Below are 14,179 nucleotides of genomic sequence, written 5' to 3'. Positions count from 1 at the left end.
AAAATATCAGCGACGGGGAACACACGCCTCTTATCTTCCTCCTCTCCCACAGCCCTCAGCCCACCTCCGGCCTTCGGCGCGACGTCGGTCCAGGCATTGCGCAGTCAGTCGAAGTGCTCGGCGGCCGCCAATTGAGCGCGCAGCTTCCTGCAGCGCCCGGATGTTCAAACTTGCCAAGGACTCCGCGGTCAAGGCTCGCACCCAGGCGATCAATCAGCTCAAAGCTGTCCTGGTCATCGCCGACCCGTCCCTGCGGGAGCGGCTGTCCAGTCTGGGCAACCGCGAGCTGTTCCGCACCTGCGTGCGCCTCCCGCGCGATGGCGAAGGCGACGAGGACGCCGTGGGCCAAGCCACCCGCGTCAACCTGAGCCTGCTGGCCCAGCGCATCGAGCAGCTCACCGGGGAGATCGAGGAGCTGAATCAGCGTCTGACCCGGCTCGTCGAACACCACGCCCCGCAGCTGCTCACGCCGGTGGGTATCGGCCCGGACAGCGCCGTCACTCTCCTGATCACCATGGGAGACAACCCCGAGCGGCTGAACACCGAGGCATCCGTTGCCGCTCTGTGCGGAGTCAGCCCCGTCGAGTGCTCCTCTGGCCGTCCGACCTCGCGCCGACTCAACCATGGCGGCGACCGGCAAGCCAACGCCGCCCTGCACCGCATCGTGTTCACCCGACTGCGCCACGACCCGCGCACCCATCCACGACCGTGCCGCCTGCCCCGACCGCCGCCGCACCACCGGCTACGACTACATCCACGCTTCAGATCAAGGCACCTAGCGGGCCGACTCCCCATCTTCCAGGCTTCGGCCGCTGCGGTCCTCGGGAACTGCCGCGAATGTCCTGACGTGGGCGATCGCCATGTCGAGTGCGACTCGCATCGGGTGTACGTCCCGAGCGGTCTGGGATAGGAGGTACCCGCCCTGCAGGGCGGCCATGAGGCCTGTGGCGAGCGCCTGAGTGTCAGCGTCCGGCCGTAGCACCCCGGAGTCTCTCATCCTGACCAGCCCCGCCTCGATGAGGCCCTGCCAGACGCTGAAGTGCCGGTCGATCGCCTTGCGGGCCTCCTCGTCCTGGTCGGCCAGCTCGCTCGCCAGGGATCCAAGCGGGCAGCCGTAGGCCCCGTTGTGCAGGGCGTTCCGTTCGACGACTGCGTCCCTCCAGCGCTCCAGCCCACGGATGGAGTTGAGGCGCTGCAGGTGTCGTTGATGCCGTTCCAGCACTTCGGCGGCCTGCAGCGCGACGACGTCACGCATCAACGCTTCCTTGTCGGGGTAGTGGCGGTACAGCTGCGACTTACTCGTTCCGCTGGCCGCCCTGACGTCGTCGAGGGTGGTCATGGCGACTCCCCTGACGTGCATCATTTCGGCAGCGGCCCTCAGGATGCGCTCGCGGGTTGCCCGCCCTCGCTCAGTCAGCCGGGAGCCACTCTTCTCGCGCGCCTGTTCCGCCACGTCGGCCAGGTTACCTGCCCGGACGGTAGCAGGACCAAAGAAAGGACCTCAAGGTCCTCTTTCCTGGCTCCCTCGGTCCGGTGCCCCCGCCGCCGCGGGGCCAGGGCTGTCGAGGGTCAGATAGGCGACGTCCAGGATGCCCGCGTCGTCCGCGTCCCGGGCCAGTCGCGCGTGCAGCCCCTTCATGAGCGGGCTGCTGGGCACGGCTGTCCTGTCGCAGAGGTTGCGGATGCCGTCCGCCGCCGCTCTGTGCGCCACTGCCCAGGGCGGACAGGAACGTCTCGGACCAGGCCTCCTATGCATCCCGCCGACTTGCCACAGCCAGGACCACCCGGTACACGGTGGGCCCCTGGTCCGCCACAACGTGTTCGAACGGCGGCTTGCTCACGACGGGTGGACGCTCCGGACGCCTGGAATACGGGGGTCACTGGGGCGCGCGGTCATGTCCCGCACCGCGGGCGGGCCCGCGCCGGTCAGCAGGCCTCGAAGGCGTCGGCGCCCTCTCCTGAGGCAGGAACAGCCGCCACTGCAGCAGGCATGAGGCGATGTCGGTCGCGGCGTGGACGCTGACCGCGACCTGGCAGTTGGCGCGTTTGCCCAGGGACCGCAGTACTGCGGGGCCACGACCGACATTCTTCCGTCCCTGGGCACCGACACATCGTCGATCACCCAGGCCGTCGGGGCGATAAGCGGCAGCATGCGTTCGCAGATCCGACGCTGTACCGGCACGGGATCCCAGGCGGACTGGTTTATGAACCGCTGGAGGTTCTGCTCGTTGCCGTCCGGCAGTCGAGCGGCCATGGCCTGGATCGGCTTGCGGCGGCCGTCCAGCATCAGTCCCCGCAGGTAGCAGTCGCTCTTGGCCCGGTGGTCCTTGCGTGGCACCGAGACGAACACATCGGCCACATATAACGCCAACCTGGCCCGTACACGCTTCACTTCGTGTGCATCCACACATCCAACGTGCCCAGGAACGGCCCGAACCGGAAGACCTAACGGAGTCCTACTTCGCACGGCACGTCGGCAATGCTCTGACGGTGAGGTTCGTCATGTGATTACTCACCGTTGACTGGTCGGGTCCGTATGCGGGTTGCGTGCGGCGAGGACCGTGAACAGGGTGGCGATAACGGCAAGGGCGCCGTATCCGAGCGCGATCTGCGGTAGTGAATAGGCGTTCGAGAGCTGGCCGAAGATGAGGCTGATCAAGGCGGCGCCGCTGTAGCAGAGGAGGTAGACCGCGCTGAAGATCGGCGCCCGGTCGGCCAGGGCGCTGCCGTGCAGCAGGCCGCGGGTGGCGGCGCTGACGGCGATGCCCTGACCGACGCCGGTGACGATGGTTGCAGCGATGAACAACGGCAGTGTGCCGATGGCGATGGCTGTAATGATGCCGATCCATCCGATCAGGACGATGATCATGCCGATGCGTTGGGCTGCCGCTGGTGTGAACCGGCCGCCGATGGGAGCGCCGAGAACGCTGGGGGCCATGTAGCAGGCAAACACCAGTCCGAGGATGAGCGGGCTGCGGGTATGGAGTTGATCTTCGACCAGTGCGGGCATGAAGGACTGGTAGAAAGCCCCGGTCGCATAGGCGGTCACGAACACCACGGCCGCGACAGGGAGCAGACGCCTGACCCGAGCCGGTACGCGGACCCGGGGCCGCAGTGATCGCCAAGCGCCCGGCGTCGGCTTCGCGGTCTCCGGGCTGACGACGATGAGTGCGGCAGACAGTACGAGGAGACCGGCGCAAACCAGGTAGATGAGCTCGCGTGGCCAGGGGGCGAACTGGACCAGGGCGCCGGCGGCGATGGCGCCGAGGGTGAGGCCGAGCATGGGTCCCTGGCTGGATGCGACGGAGGCCAACCATGCCGGCCTGGTGGGCGCGGCGTCGACGATGTAGGAGGTGAGGCTGCTGCTGGCCAACCCCGTACCGACGCCCATCAGGAGCCGACCGGCCAGCAGAGTGCCGATGTCGTGCACGTTCAGCAGCAGCAGACAGCCCAGCAGGAGCAGGCCGAGGCTGGCGATCGCGGTGCGCCGTCGGCCCAGATGATTGGACAGCCGTCCCAGCACCAACAGTGCGGCGATGATGCCGACGGAGTAGGTGACGAAGGCCAGCGAGATGCCGGCGTTGGTGAACCCGTCCTCGGCCCGGTAGGTGTTGAACAGGGGGATCGGTGCGGCCGACGCGGCAAACGAGGCCACCAGGGAGACGATCCCAGATGAGAATGCCAGCCGGAGCGTTGTGCCCTGGCGAGGCCGGTTGATCACTGGTGACACATCTGCGTCGTCGAGAGGGGGCGCATTCAGTCGCGACATAACGGATCAACCTCCGGTAGCTGTGTTGCCGAGCCCAGGCCAGGCCGAGCATTTTTGGGCTTGGCGACCCAGTTCTCAGAGGTAACACCATCCAAGACTGGGCTGTCAAGCCCAGTCTGCGCTGTCGTGTGACGTATGGAAGCCACGACGGGAACACGGGTTCCTCGCAAGCTCACGGACAAGGATCAGGCGACGCGCGTCCCGGTCCTGGAGCATGCCGCGGTACTCATCTACACGAAGGGTGTCCACGCGACGAACAACGAGCAGCCCCGTCGCGCGGCCGGCATCAGCGGGTCGCAGCTGAACCACTACTTCCCGACGAAGGAGAGTCCGGTCCTGGCCGTGATCGCCCGGCAGGTCGATCGCGTCCTCGCATTCCACCGCGGTGAGCGATTCGCCTCCTTCGACGAACTCGACGCGTTTCGGGAGTGGGCGGATTTCTACGTCGGCTACGAGCACGCCTACCAGGAAGGCTGCAGCCTCGGCTCCCTGGTCAGCGAGATCAACACGACCGACCTTGACGTTCACGATGAGCTCGTGAGTGCGTTCGATCGGTGGCGGGACGTCTTCCGTGACCAAAAGTCCCGTACCCTGTCTGACCAGGGCTTTCGCTGTCTGTCGTGATCTTATTCAGCTGGCGTTGCGGTACTCGTGGATGAGTCCGCCCAGGACGTCGTGGCGCTGGATCCGTTGGGGCGAAGGGGATGACGTCCGGGCCGTCGGCTGCTGTGCGAAGGTGCAGCGCGCGGTGGGGGCGTGCGGTGTTGTAGGGCTCGGCGTACTCGGTGAGGGCGTGCCGCAGGTGCTACTCGTTGTAGACGAGCATCCGGTCGGTGCACTCAGCCCTGTTGGTGCCGATAATGCTGTCACCTAGGCTGAGCTGCTGCGACTTGAGGGCCACGGTCTGATCACATCGAAAGCGCTCGTGAGCCCGTCGGCGCACGCTTGGGAATCGTGACGTTCCGGCCGGCCTACCGATTCGGCTGCCTCCTGCTCGGCTGGCTGCGCCTGCTGACGCGTCAGTGCTGAAGCTGCTGGGCACTCCGCATACCGTGCTGCGCTGGCATGCGAGGTAGCTCCGCTGAGGAACTGCGCGCGGCAGATGCCCACACCGTGATCCCCGACCTAACAGACGGAAGGCCTCTTGAAACCAGTGCAGCGCCGCATTGATCTTGCGGGGGTAGGTGCCCGCCGTCAGCGGTAACGCGGGCTGCTGACGTCGGGCGGTGATGCGTCAGTACTCGATGAGCACGGTCGCGAGAGGGGATAACGCGGAGTTGACCTGGGCTGCGTCGAAGGCTGCGGGGTCGAACTGGTCGACAGAGTCGAGGCCCAGCCATTCCAGGCGGTCTTTGTGTTCTTCGTGGCGGGAGTCGGCGAGGATCTCGATGAGGTAGTCGTATCCCCAGATGCCGCCGCAGTCCTCGGGCGGGCAGGAGCGGCGGCCGGCGAGGCATCGGGGGTAGGCGGTGCCAGCCTCCGGGGCGGTGACGTCCTCGATGAGGATGTCGTGTTCCCAGTCGTCGCCGAGTCGTAGGTATAGCGGAGTTGGTTGCCGGTGTGGGGTGCCACCTGGCCGAGCCGCTTGGAAGCGGCGCTGCCGATGCCCAGGTGGCGGTCAGCGACGCCGTATCGGTCCCGGCCGCTTTCGAAGGCCCACATGTGGTAGTCCTCCCAGCTGAAGGCGGCCTGGATGACGTCGTGCAGCTCTCGCAAGGTGATGCCTGACGGCACCTCCAGTCGGCGCCAGATCGGAGGCCGGGAGTCCCGCAAGGTGATCTTGATTTTGTGCACGGTCTTGCCCGGCGCCGTACGCGGGGCCTTTGCGCTCCTGCTGCTCGCCATGGCGGCCATCCTGCCACCCGTATTCGACCTGCCCCCGTGGAACGTCTCCCGCCGACCACAGCAATGATCAACGCGATACATGGATTCGAAGGGGTGGGGCGCGTGCCGGCGGCAAGTCCGTTCCAGGTGGCCTGGGACGGTGAACAGCGCAAAGTTCTGGAGGAGTTAGCGCGGTCACGGACCGCGCCGTTGCGCCGGGTGCAGCGGGCCCGGGCCGCACTGGCCTGTGCGGACGGTGGAGCGAACGCGGCCATCGCCAACGCCCTTGGCGTGCATGTGGACACCGTGCGGCGCTGGCGCAAGCGGTTCGCCGCCGACGGTCTGGCCGCGCTGGAGGACCGGCCTGGTCGCTCCCGCCGTTACGGCCCCGACGTGCACCTGGCCATCGTCGCCACCGTCACCTCCGCCCGGCCCGGCACCAACAGCCACTGGACTCGCCGCGCCATCGCCTGAACGCCATCGGGATCTCGGCGTCCCAGGTCGGACGGATCCTGGCCGGCCTCGACCTCAAACCGCACCTGGTACGTGGCTGGCTCACTTGCCCGGACGATCCGAACTTCTACACCAAGGCCGCCGAGGTCTGCGCCCTCTATCCGCACTGCCCGCCCCACTCCGTCGTGCTCAGCGTGGATGAGAAGCTCGCGATGCAGGCTTGCTCCCGCCGCCATCCGACCCGCCCGGTGAAGCGCGGCCAGATCGAGCGGCGCGAGTTCGAGTACCGACGCCACGGCACCGCCTCCATCATCGCGACCCTGGACGTGCACACCGGTCAGGTCCTGGTCGAAGACATCGTCCGCAACGACTCGGCCACCTTCATCAGCTTCCTGCGGATGCTCGACCAGTCCATCGACCCGAAGCTCACGATCCACCTGGTCCTCGACAACGGGTCGTCCCATGTCCCGAAGGCGACCCGGGCCTGGCTGGCAGCACACCCGAGGTTCGCCGTCCACCACACACCCGAACACGCCTCGTGGCTCAACCAAGTCGAGATCTTCTTCTCGATCCTGGCCCGCCGACTGCCGCGGCGCGGTGAGTTCACCTCGCGCCAGGACCTCATCGACCAGATCCGCGAGTTCACTCTCGCCTACGACGATGAGGCCCGACCGTTCCGCTGGACCTACGACGGAACCCCGCTCAGAGCCGCATGGCCCTCGCAAGATCAATGCGCTGCTGCACTAGCCGCCAGCGGCCTCACGCCATGATCCCCACCGGATCGGCGAAGAGCCGGTTTTGTTTTGCCTGGCGCCGCGTCGGTCAGTCGGCGGACGGCAGGAAGCTGAAAGTGTCGGGGTCGACCGGGCGGCTCTGTCTGGGAAGGCCCGCGACGACGAGCAGGTACGACTCGGTCACGAGGTCGTCCACCAACGCCTGCTCGATATCCGCACCAGGTCTGACGGTGATCCAGTGCTTCTTGTCCATGTGGTAGCCGCGAGAAATGCTCGTGTGCGACGCGCGGAGCGTCTCCGCATCCGAGGGATCGGCCTTGAGGATCACGACCGGCTCCCCAGGCATCGATGTCTGCAGCATGAACACCTTGCCACCGACTTTCCACACCTCCCAGTCGCCGGTGAACTGGTGCGTGTGCTCTGAACCCGGGAGCTCTGCGGCGCACGCGGCCGCGCGGTTCTGAACTGTCCTGTCTGCGTCCATCTTGGCCTCCTCGAGGTCGGTAGGGGTCGACTGCCCGGCGTCCGTCAAGGAGAGGTGCGGGCGCCGGACAGTCGAATTGCGCAGAACCGAGCAGACGCGCCGATCGCGCACCCGCTCAGTTCGTCACATGTGGGTGAAGATCTTCTCGGCGTCGAAGCGCGAGACGGGCTGGCGAGAGACGCGCGTCTCGTCCGGGTACCCGAGCACGACGAGCAGCGTCGTGGTGAAGTCGGTGTCGGTGAGGCCGAACGCTTCGTCGATCGTCGCGCGGTCGAACCCTTCCAGCGGGGTGGCGTCGACTCCGAGAGAAGCGGCGGCCATCATGGTCGCGCCGACCACGAGGTACGTGTTCTTCTCCAGCCAGTGGAGCACGTCGCCGCCATAGTTCTCCGACTGGATCTTCACGAAGCCGGACGCTCCAGCCTCCCATCCCGCCTGGGTCTCCGGGTCCGCGAAGCGACCGTCCGCGCGCTCCTTCGCGAAGATCTCCTGCAAGTGCTCGTCGGGAATCGTCTTGCGGGTCGTGAACACGATCGCGTGCGACGCGTTCCGCACCTTCTCCGCGTTGTCCTCGAAGCGGCCGACGAGAGCGTCCGCAAGCTTGTCCTTGCCGGCCTGCGACTCCAGCACATGGAAGTGGTTCGGCTGGATGTTGATCGTCGTCGGCGAGGTGCGTAGGTAGCGCAACAGGAGCTGGAAGGTCTCCTCCGGGATCTTCTTGTTCGGGTCGAAGTAGCGGGTGAGGTGCTTGGTGATCAGATTGTCGAGATCCATGGTTGGCTTTCGTTTCGTTGTCGGAGAGATCGGGTCAGGAGGTGGTTTCCGGGCGTCGGAGTCACGTCAGTACGTGGTGAACGTCGCTCTCATCGGGGCGACCTCCGTGCCGGTCGACGCGGGTTCGACGTCGCTGGTTACGCGCCCGCACCGGGGATGTCGACGACGGTGTCGTTGACGTTGTTGAGGTAGTTCGTGAGCAGCGTGACGACCACGACGGTGACGATCGCCTGGATCTCGGGGTCCGTGTACCCGGCCTCGCGGACCGCGGCGATGTCCTCGTCGCCCACCTGACCGCGGGTCTCGATCACCTGCTGGGAGAAGCGAGCGACGGCGGCACGCTTGGGATCGGTGGAGCCGCCGGTGCGGGCCAGCTCGATCTCCTCGGTGGACATGCCTCCGAGGTTCGCGGAGATGTATCCGTGCAGCGCCGAGCAGTAGTCGCAGTTGTTGGAGTGGGACGTGGCCAGCGCGATCGTGTGGCGGGTCCTCGCGTCGAGGAGCTTGGCGATGCCGCCCTGCAGGCCCATCACGATCTCGAGGACGGTCGGGTTGGCGGCGAGCGTGGTGAACATGCCCGGAGCGAAGCCGAACTGCTTGGCGATGGCGTCGAGCGTGCCCTGCGTCTTGGCGTCGATGTCGGTGAGCTCGGGCGTGCTGAGACGAGACATGGTGGCGGTCCTCGGGTCGGTATCAGTCTGGGCTGTCTGGCCCACTTGCAGTGAACACGGCACAGATTGGGCTGTCAAGCCCAATCCGCATCCGCGTTGGGCTGCTGGGCCCAATCTGTGGGGTAGGGTGGTGACATGCAGATGAACGATGGATCGCGTGATCTTCGCGGGCGCACGGGCAAGGGGCTGGCGACGCGAGGCACGATCGAGGCGTACCAGGAGGGGGCGGACTTCTTCGTCGTCTCCGGTCGCCCGTTCGAGAACGGCTGCAGCCTCGGATCCCTCGCGAGCGAGATCGTCAAGACCGATCTGGATGTCCGAGACGACCTCACCCGCGTCTTCGCCGAATGGCGGGACATCTTCTGAGCGGGACTCGAGCGGATGCAATATGACGGACGAATCGACGCGTCGGCGGATCCGGCGCAACTCGCACACATGCTGATCGCCGCCTACCAGGGAGGCAGCCTGCTCGCGCAGATCGCCCGCGACCTAGCGCCATTGCGTGACGCGCTGCATGCCACGGTCGAGCATCTTCGCGCGTACACAACGTCAGACGACGTCGTGTGAACCTGATACGAGCCCGGGCCTCTTGTTCCAGGGGTCTATCAGGAATCTGGCTTTGGCTCGTAGTCGGTGGTGACCCTGGGTGTCAGTCAGGGCAGGAGGATGCGGTGGCGGAGGAGGTCGAATTCGGCGCGTCCGCGCATCTGTCTCATGATTCTCTTGGTACGGGTGTTGGCGCCTTCGGTGCGGCCGTTGTGGTAGGGCAATGTGAGGCCGGCATCTACGGCGGGCCGGTCGATTTTGAGGCCGTTGGTAAGGCTGCGCAGGTGGGGCAGGTCCACGGCGCGGGCGGTGCTGATCCACTCGGTAAACCACGGCCCGGGCCGGCGAACTACGCGACCAGATTGACCACTTGACCGCCGCCCTGGCCGAGACCGAAGCGCGACTTGCAGACCTGGCCACCACCCGAAAGGTCATCGCCGAACGCGTCCCGCCCGGGACCAAGCCCGATCCGCCCGAGACGAACACCGCTTACCAGGCCATCGTGAACGCCTTCAACCAGCACCCCGGCCGGGCATTCCGAGCCCGCGAGCTGCACGCACTCCTCGGCATGCCCACCGACGAGGCGACCGTCAACGTCACCCGCAGCCGCCTCGGACGCCTCGCCCGACAAGGCTTTCTCACCCAACCCGGACGAGTCCGCTACCAGAAACGGACTTAACGTCCACTAAAGCACGGCCTACTGTATCCGTAGATCCGTAGCAGGGCCCCCGTACCGGGCTCGGGCGGGTGTCCACCAGGGCGGGCGCATGTCGGGCACACAGTATGGGCCGTCTCCCACGGGTCGCGACGTGGACCCGAGGCCTGACGAGGTCAGACAACGACCCGGGCTTCTGGGACCGGAGCGCCTATTCTGGGAATACAACGGGGTACAGCCTCTACGGAGATCTCTCGCAAGAAGAGCGCGAGGGTAGGCCTCGTCCCGGGAATCAGGCTAACTCGGAGGTACCGTCCCTCGAACGTCCCTCCGCGATTCACCGCTGGCGACATCGCCATCGGCACCTGTGATCCACGAGACGTCGTAGGTGGCACGGTAGGTGGGTGGCCAGAAAGACCAAAACCGCCCTTGATCGTCTACTCCCCCCTCTCCGGACGATTGGCTCCCTTTCTCGACGTAGGTGGTGCGCCCGTCGTGAATGAACACCTGTGTTGCCCCGTCGGTGTAGGTGAATGGTGCCCTCGTCGCCGCTTCCGCGATGTCGGCTGCATCGATGCGGTCGCCGTGGCCTACCGCAGGCCTCTCGGTCCTAGACATGACACGCTCCGATCGGGAGGTGTGTCGCCCAGGCGCGGGCCCGTTGACCACGTCAGACCCAGGGCTTCGCGCTGCTCGCACTGTCGAACCCTGCCGACCAGCGCCGCAGCACGGGATCACTGCTGATGCTTTTCGAACGGTGCTCCGCCCTCCTGATGTGGACGTAACCGTCCTGTTCAGTCGCCCCAAGTAGTGGCGCACCCATCGGGGCCACCGGGTGGAGCGCGCGGCGGCGAGCAGCGGTTGCAGGACACGAATGAGAAGCAAGAAGTCCAAGCCTGTACAGGACTTCCCCGTCATGGACAGGGTTGGGCCGGTGTCGCGCGCCGATGTATCGGGGCTGGGGCCGGGCAAGTCTCTAACGGCGATCAAGCCCGCCGCCCCGACCTGCCGGGCGATGTCGCTCCGTACTATTGTGGACTTGAAGGTCCAGTTACGACCGGACCGTGCATGCCGCGCAGGCAAAGACTGGATGCAGGGAGGTGCCGAATGAAGGCGATTGTGGTGACGGACCAGGCCGCGGGAACGGCCGGGATGATGCTGGAAGAGCGCCCGGAGCCGGAGGCTGGCGGGAACGACGTTCTCGTTGAAGTTCACGCGTCGGGATTCACCCCCGGTGAGCTGACGTGGCCCGGGACCTGGACCGATCGGCTCGGCCGTGACCGGACGCCGTCGATCCCTGGGCACGAGGCTGCAGGGGTGGTCAGCGCTCTTGGCTATGGCACGAGGGGCCTGTCGGTGGGACAGCGGGTGTTCGGGCTCGCGGACTGGACTCGCGACGGCACCCTGGCGGAGTACGTGGCCGTCGAGGCGCGTAACCTCGCGCCGCTGCCGGGGGATGTCGACTTCACCGTGGGCGCGAGCCTGCCGATCTCGGGTCTGACCGCGTGGCAGGGGCTGTTCGTACACGGCCGCTTCGAGGCGGGGCAGAGCGTCCTCGTGCACGGCGCGGCCGGTGGCGTCGGCTCGATGGTGACGCAGCTCGCCCGTGAGGCCGGTGCCTACGTCATCGGCGCCGGACGTGCTGCCGACCGGGAGACCACACTCGACTTCGGCGCGAAGGAATTCGTCGATCTCGACAGCGAGGCACTGGAAGACATCGGCGAAGTCGATCTGGTCTTCGACGTGATCGGCGGCGACATCGGCAAGCGGTCAGCCGGCCTGGTCCGAGCCGGAGGGATGCTGGTGACGATCGCCGGCCCACCCGAGGTCCAGCCGAAGGAAGGCCTGGCGGTCGATTTCGTCGTCGAGGCCGATCGAACACAGTTGGATGAGGTCGTCCAGCGCGTCCGGGACGGTCGGTTGCAGACGAACATCGCCCAGGTCGCGGACCTCGAGGAGGCCGTTGCCGCTTTCAACCCCACCGAGCGGGTCAAGGGGAAGACGATCATCCGTGTTCGCCCGTAAGCATGACGGCGTACCCCCGAACCGGCAAGCAACGAAGGACCACGCCCATGACCGAGCCAACCGAACGGACCCGCTACGCCATCGAGTACCCCGACGAGGCCGGACACCCCGACGGGAAAGGGACCCTCGGTCAGGACGGGGTCGTCCTCCTCGAGGAGGTGATCGATCATCCCCACGTCCCCGCGTTCGACTTCTACGTCGTCAACGACGAGAAAACCGGCATCTACGAGGCCATCGTGGGCGACACCGAGATCGCCGGCCTGCCCTACAACGTCGCCGGCGACGACCGACTGGTGCTCATGGCCACCTCAGTGCTCCCCGAGTACCGCAGACAGGGCGTCGCCACCGAGCTGATCCGACGGGTCCTCGACGACGTGCGCTCGCGAGGAATGACGATCACCATCACGTGTCCGATCGTGCGCACCTTCATCGAACACAACCCCGAGTATGCGGACCTCATCGACCCGAGCACCCAGGGGCGACCACAAGGTCGCACCAGTTCTGAACCAACATGCTGAGCTCCGCCGACAGAAGGTGTTCGACAGTGACGACCAACATCGAGGCCGAGGCGGCCTTTCGTGAACAGAACAACGCGGCCCTCATCGCTGCTCTGGACGAGACCGGTCTCCGTGAGGCCGAGTCCGCCTGGGAGCTCGATATCGCCAACGACGCGGAGCGCGGTCGCTGGACCGCGTCCCTCGGTCCCGAAGCGATCGCAGAAATCCAATATCGGTTCGTCGGCGGCCGCGTCGTACTGTTGACGACCTGGGTTGACCCCGCCTACCGCCACAAGCGGGTAGCCGCGGAGCTCATCGCTCGCGTGCTGAACGAGATTCGCGAGAGCGGAAAGAAGATCACCATCATCTGCCCGGTTGTGGGCGAGTTTATTGCCCGCCACCCGCAATACCTCGATCTCATCGACAAGGTTCATCCGGGCTCCGGCGCCCACCCAGGGCACGAACCCGCAGACGGGCCAGACCACCAGCACGGTCCCGCGGGCGGGCCGGACGACGAGAGGCAGATCGCCGCGCTCGAGCACGACTGGATGTAGCCGTCCATCTTTCAAACGTGCTTCGAGTCGTCCAGCGAGTCCGGAGATGGCGGGCGCGGACGAGCATCGTCAGCGCCCCGAGCCCGCCGATGCCGTCGGCGCCTTCAACGCGACCGAACGGGATGAGGGAAAAGACAAGCATCCGGGTTCGTCCGCCTGGACGCGGAGAGAACAGAGATCCCCCGTTATCTCGTGCAGGAGGTAAACGAGGGCTGTTACGGAGAGAGGTATTGAGATGAAAGCGATCGTGGTGACCGACCGTGCCGCGGGAACGGCAGGGATGAAGCTAGTGGAGCGACCCGATCCGGACACGGCGTGGCTCGCTAGTCTTGAAGGCGCGAACTACGGCGATGTCGTCGTTGAAGTTCATGCATCAGGATTCACTGGGGATGAGCTGGAGTGGCCCTCGACCTGGATCGATCGCCTCGGCCGTGACCGCACGCCGTCAATACCGGGCCACGAGGTGGCCGGTGTAGTCACCGCCCTCAGCTATGGAACGGCGGGGCTGTCGGTCGGACAGCGGGTTTTCGGCCTCACCGACTGGACCCGCGACGGGACCCTGGCAGAGTTTGTCGTCGTCGAGGCGCGCAACCTTGCGCCGTTGCCTGGCGACGTTGACTTCACGGTAGGGGCGGGCGTCGCGATGACTGGCCTGACCGCGTGGCAGGGGCTGTTCGAGCACGGCCACCTCGGGGTGGGGCAGAGCGTCCTTGTGCACGGTGCGGCCGGCGCGGTCGGCTCGATGGCGACGCAGCTCGCACGTGAGGCCGGCGCCTACGTCATCGGTACCGGACGCGCTGCCCATCGTCAGCTGGCGCTCGACTTCGGCGCACAGGAGTTCGTCGACCTTGAGAACGACGCGCTGGAAGATGTCGGCGGCGTCGATCTGGTATTCGATGTCTTCGGCGGTGCCATCGGGAAGCGGTCCGCAGGTCTGGTTCGAGCCGAGGGAATGCTGGTGACCGTCGCCGGGCCGCCCGAGGCGCGGCCGGCCAACGGTCGGGCGATCGACTTCGTTGTCGTGTCCGATCGCGCGCAACTGAGTGAGATCGCGCGGCGCGTGAGGAACGGACAGCTACGGACGAACATCGGCCAAGTCGCAACCCTCGACGATGCTGTGGCCGCCTTCAACCCTACCGAGCGGATCAACGGGAAGACGATCATCCGCGTTCGTCGGTAAGGAGGGCCCAGAG

General features: G+C 66.3%; 17 protein-coding genes and 5 pseudogenes. 11 read left to right on the top strand and 11 right to left on the bottom strand.

Features of this window, described 5'->3' with window-relative positions; translation table 11 throughout:
- Nucleotides 1–55 precede the first annotated feature (55 nt).
- The gene (locus tag ABZ876_RS35900; RefSeq protein ID WP_361789723.1) at nucleotides 56–451 is read right to left on the bottom strand and encodes a hypothetical protein; all 396 of its coding nucleotides are present in this window, start codon (nucleotides 449–451) and stop codon (nucleotides 56–58) included.
- A gap of 63 nt (nucleotides 452–514) precedes the next feature.
- On the opposite strand from ABZ876_RS35900, the pseudogene ABZ876_RS35895 reads away from it, so the two are divergent.
- Nucleotides 515–637 (top strand): annotated as a pseudogene (locus ABZ876_RS35895) (transposase); the annotation flags it as partial.
- A 138-nt stretch (nucleotides 638–775) separates the two neighbouring features.
- On the opposite strand, the gene ABZ876_RS35890 reads toward ABZ876_RS35895, so the two are convergent.
- The 4 genes and pseudogenes from ABZ876_RS35890 to ABZ876_RS35875 all read right to left on the bottom strand — a co-directional run bounded on the left by ABZ876_RS35890 (nucleotide 776) and on the right by ABZ876_RS35875 (nucleotide 3,721).
- Entirely contained in the window at nucleotides 776–1,453 is a 678-nt protein-coding gene (locus ABZ876_RS35890) for a TetR family transcriptional regulator C-terminal domain-containing protein (protein WP_361789679.1), read from the bottom strand.
- A 48-nt stretch (nucleotides 1,454–1,501) separates the two neighbouring features.
- Nucleotides 1,502–1,711, bottom strand: coding sequence for a hypothetical protein (locus ABZ876_RS35885; protein ID WP_361789677.1), 210 nt, complete (start codon nucleotides 1,709–1,711; stop codon nucleotides 1,502–1,504).
- Between the two features lie 166 nt (nucleotides 1,712–1,877).
- Nucleotides 1,878–2,338: pseudogene (locus ABZ876_RS35880) on the bottom strand (transposase).
- Between the two features lie 174 nt (nucleotides 2,339–2,512).
- Nucleotides 2,513–3,721 (bottom strand): MFS transporter, encoded by a 1,209-nt coding sequence (locus ABZ876_RS35875; RefSeq protein ID WP_361789675.1) that lies wholly within the window; start codon nucleotides 3,719–3,721, stop codon nucleotides 2,513–2,515.
- Between the two features lie 183 nt (nucleotides 3,722–3,904).
- Here ABZ876_RS35875 and ABZ876_RS35870 point away from each other — a divergent pair, with 183 nt between their 5' ends.
- The gene (locus tag ABZ876_RS35870; protein WP_361789673.1) at nucleotides 3,905–4,393 is read left to right on the top strand and encodes a hypothetical protein; all 489 of its coding nucleotides are present in this window, start codon (nucleotides 3,905–3,907) and stop codon (nucleotides 4,391–4,393) included.
- 610 nt (nucleotides 4,394–5,003) lie between these two features.
- Here the strand turns inward: ABZ876_RS35870 and ABZ876_RS35865 are convergent.
- Nucleotides 5,004–5,285, bottom strand: a pseudogene (locus ABZ876_RS35865) (plasmid pRiA4b ORF-3 family protein); the annotation flags it as partial.
- Between the two features lie 26 nt (nucleotides 5,286–5,311).
- Nucleotides 5,312–5,614: pseudogene (locus tag ABZ876_RS35860) on the bottom strand (plasmid pRiA4b ORF-3 family protein); the annotation flags it as partial.
- A 102-nt stretch (nucleotides 5,615–5,716) separates the two neighbouring features.
- Here ABZ876_RS35860 and ABZ876_RS35855 point away from each other — a divergent pair.
- Nucleotides 5,717–6,067 carry a helix-turn-helix domain-containing protein gene (locus ABZ876_RS35855; RefSeq protein WP_361789671.1) on the top strand — a complete coding sequence of 117 codons (351 nt, stop codon included), beginning with the start codon at nucleotides 5,717–5,719 and terminating at the stop codon, nucleotides 6,065–6,067.
- Nucleotides 6,043–6,816, top strand: a complete 774-nt coding sequence (locus ABZ876_RS35850) for an IS630 family transposase (protein WP_361789713.1) — start codon at nucleotides 6,043–6,045, stop codon at nucleotides 6,814–6,816. The genes ABZ876_RS35855 and ABZ876_RS35850 overlap by 25 nt, the downstream gene beginning before the upstream one ends.
- 52 nt (nucleotides 6,817–6,868) lie before the next feature.
- Here ABZ876_RS35850 and ABZ876_RS35845 read toward each other — a convergent pair whose 3' ends face one another.
- From ABZ876_RS35845 to ABZ876_RS35835, 3 genes are all read right to left on the bottom strand, one after another.
- Nucleotides 6,869–7,264, bottom strand: a complete 396-nt coding sequence (locus tag ABZ876_RS35845) for an MmcQ/YjbR family DNA-binding protein (RefSeq protein WP_361789669.1) — start codon at nucleotides 7,262–7,264, stop codon at nucleotides 6,869–6,871.
- 123 nt (nucleotides 7,265–7,387) lie between these two features.
- Complete coding sequence (locus ABZ876_RS35840) at nucleotides 7,388–8,038, bottom strand: nitroreductase family protein (RefSeq protein WP_361789667.1); 651 nt, start codon at nucleotides 8,036–8,038, stop codon at nucleotides 7,388–7,390.
- A 137-nt stretch (nucleotides 8,039–8,175) separates the two neighbouring features.
- On the bottom strand, nucleotides 8,176–8,709 hold the full coding sequence (locus ABZ876_RS35835; protein ID WP_361789665.1) for a carboxymuconolactone decarboxylase family protein: 534 nt from the start codon (nucleotides 8,707–8,709) through the stop codon (nucleotides 8,176–8,178).
- Between the two features lie 135 nt (nucleotides 8,710–8,844).
- Here ABZ876_RS35835 and ABZ876_RS35830 point away from each other — a divergent pair, with 135 nt between their 5' ends.
- Nucleotides 8,845–9,075: a hypothetical protein gene (locus tag ABZ876_RS35830; RefSeq protein WP_361789663.1), complete on the top strand. Its 231-nt coding sequence runs from the start codon at nucleotides 8,845–8,847 to the stop codon at nucleotides 9,073–9,075.
- Nucleotides 9,076–9,090: 15 nt separating this feature from the next.
- On the top strand, nucleotides 9,091–9,276 hold the full coding sequence (locus ABZ876_RS35825; RefSeq protein WP_361789661.1) for a hypothetical protein: 186 nt from the start codon (nucleotides 9,091–9,093) through the stop codon (nucleotides 9,274–9,276).
- A gap of 86 nt (nucleotides 9,277–9,362) precedes the next feature.
- Here the strand turns inward: ABZ876_RS35825 and ABZ876_RS35820 are convergent.
- Nucleotides 9,363–9,581, bottom strand: a pseudogene (locus ABZ876_RS35820) (transposase); the annotation flags it as partial.
- Nucleotides 9,582–9,625: 44 nt separating this feature from the next.
- On the opposite strand from ABZ876_RS35820, the gene ABZ876_RS35815 reads away from it, so the two are divergent.
- The 5 genes from ABZ876_RS35815 to ABZ876_RS35795 all read left to right on the top strand — a co-directional run bounded on the left by ABZ876_RS35815 (nucleotide 9,626) and on the right by ABZ876_RS35795 (nucleotide 14,166).
- Nucleotides 9,626–9,934: a hypothetical protein gene (locus ABZ876_RS35815; protein WP_361789659.1), complete on the top strand. Its 309-nt coding sequence runs from the start codon at nucleotides 9,626–9,628 to the stop codon at nucleotides 9,932–9,934.
- Between the two features lie 1,083 nt (nucleotides 9,935–11,017).
- Nucleotides 11,018–11,935 carry an NADP-dependent oxidoreductase gene (locus ABZ876_RS35810; protein WP_361789657.1) on the top strand — a complete coding sequence of 306 codons (918 nt, stop codon included), beginning with the start codon at nucleotides 11,018–11,020 and terminating at the stop codon, nucleotides 11,933–11,935.
- A gap of 47 nt (nucleotides 11,936–11,982) precedes the next feature.
- A complete protein-coding gene (locus ABZ876_RS35805; RefSeq protein WP_361789655.1) occupies nucleotides 11,983–12,453 on the top strand; it encodes a GNAT family N-acetyltransferase in 471 nt (156 codons plus the stop codon).
- Nucleotides 12,454–12,479: 26 nt separating this feature from the next.
- The gene (locus ABZ876_RS35800) at nucleotides 12,480–12,986 is read left to right on the top strand and encodes a GNAT family N-acetyltransferase (RefSeq protein ID WP_361789653.1); all 507 of its coding nucleotides are present in this window, start codon (nucleotides 12,480–12,482) and stop codon (nucleotides 12,984–12,986) included.
- Between the two features lie 235 nt (nucleotides 12,987–13,221).
- Complete coding sequence (locus tag ABZ876_RS35795) at nucleotides 13,222–14,166, top strand: NADP-dependent oxidoreductase (protein ID WP_361789651.1); 945 nt, start codon at nucleotides 13,222–13,224, stop codon at nucleotides 14,164–14,166.
- Nucleotides 14,167–14,179 lie beyond the last annotated feature (13 nt).

This window comes from Streptomyces sp. NPDC046931 (genome assembly GCF_040644655.1).
In the GTDB taxonomy this organism is placed as follows: Bacteria; Actinomycetota; Actinomycetes; order Streptomycetales; family Streptomycetaceae; genus Streptomyces.
The sequence above is the reverse complement of the archived record's forward strand: the minus strand, read 5'-3'. Positions and strand labels throughout refer to the sequence as shown.

Excerpts from the sequence above, each read along its gene's own strand:
- ABZ876_RS35870 (WP_361789673.1), top strand. The coding sequence starts at position 3,905 with ATGGAAGCCACGACGGGAACACGGGTTCCTCGCAAGCTCACGGACAAG.
- ABZ876_RS35845 (WP_361789669.1), bottom strand. The coding sequence starts at position 7,264 with ATGGACGCAGACAGGACAGTTCAGAACCGCGCGGCCGCGTGCGCCGCA.
- ABZ876_RS35840 (WP_361789667.1), bottom strand. The coding sequence starts at position 8,038 with ATGGATCTCGACAATCTGATCACCAAGCACCTCACCCGCTACTTCGAC.
- ABZ876_RS35835 (WP_361789665.1), bottom strand. The coding sequence starts at position 8,709 with ATGTCTCGTCTCAGCACGCCCGAGCTCACCGACATCGACGCCAAGACG.
- ABZ876_RS35830 (WP_361789663.1), top strand. The coding sequence starts at position 8,845 with ATGCAGATGAACGATGGATCGCGTGATCTTCGCGGGCGCACGGGCAAG.
- ABZ876_RS35825 (WP_361789661.1), top strand. The coding sequence starts at position 9,091 with ATGCAATATGACGGACGAATCGACGCGTCGGCGGATCCGGCGCAACTC.
- ABZ876_RS35810 (WP_361789657.1), top strand. The coding sequence starts at position 11,018 with ATGAAGGCGATTGTGGTGACGGACCAGGCCGCGGGAACGGCCGGGATG.
- ABZ876_RS35805 (WP_361789655.1), top strand. The coding sequence starts at position 11,983 with ATGACCGAGCCAACCGAACGGACCCGCTACGCCATCGAGTACCCCGAC.
- ABZ876_RS35795 (WP_361789651.1), top strand. The coding sequence starts at position 13,222 with ATGAAAGCGATCGTGGTGACCGACCGTGCCGCGGGAACGGCAGGGATG.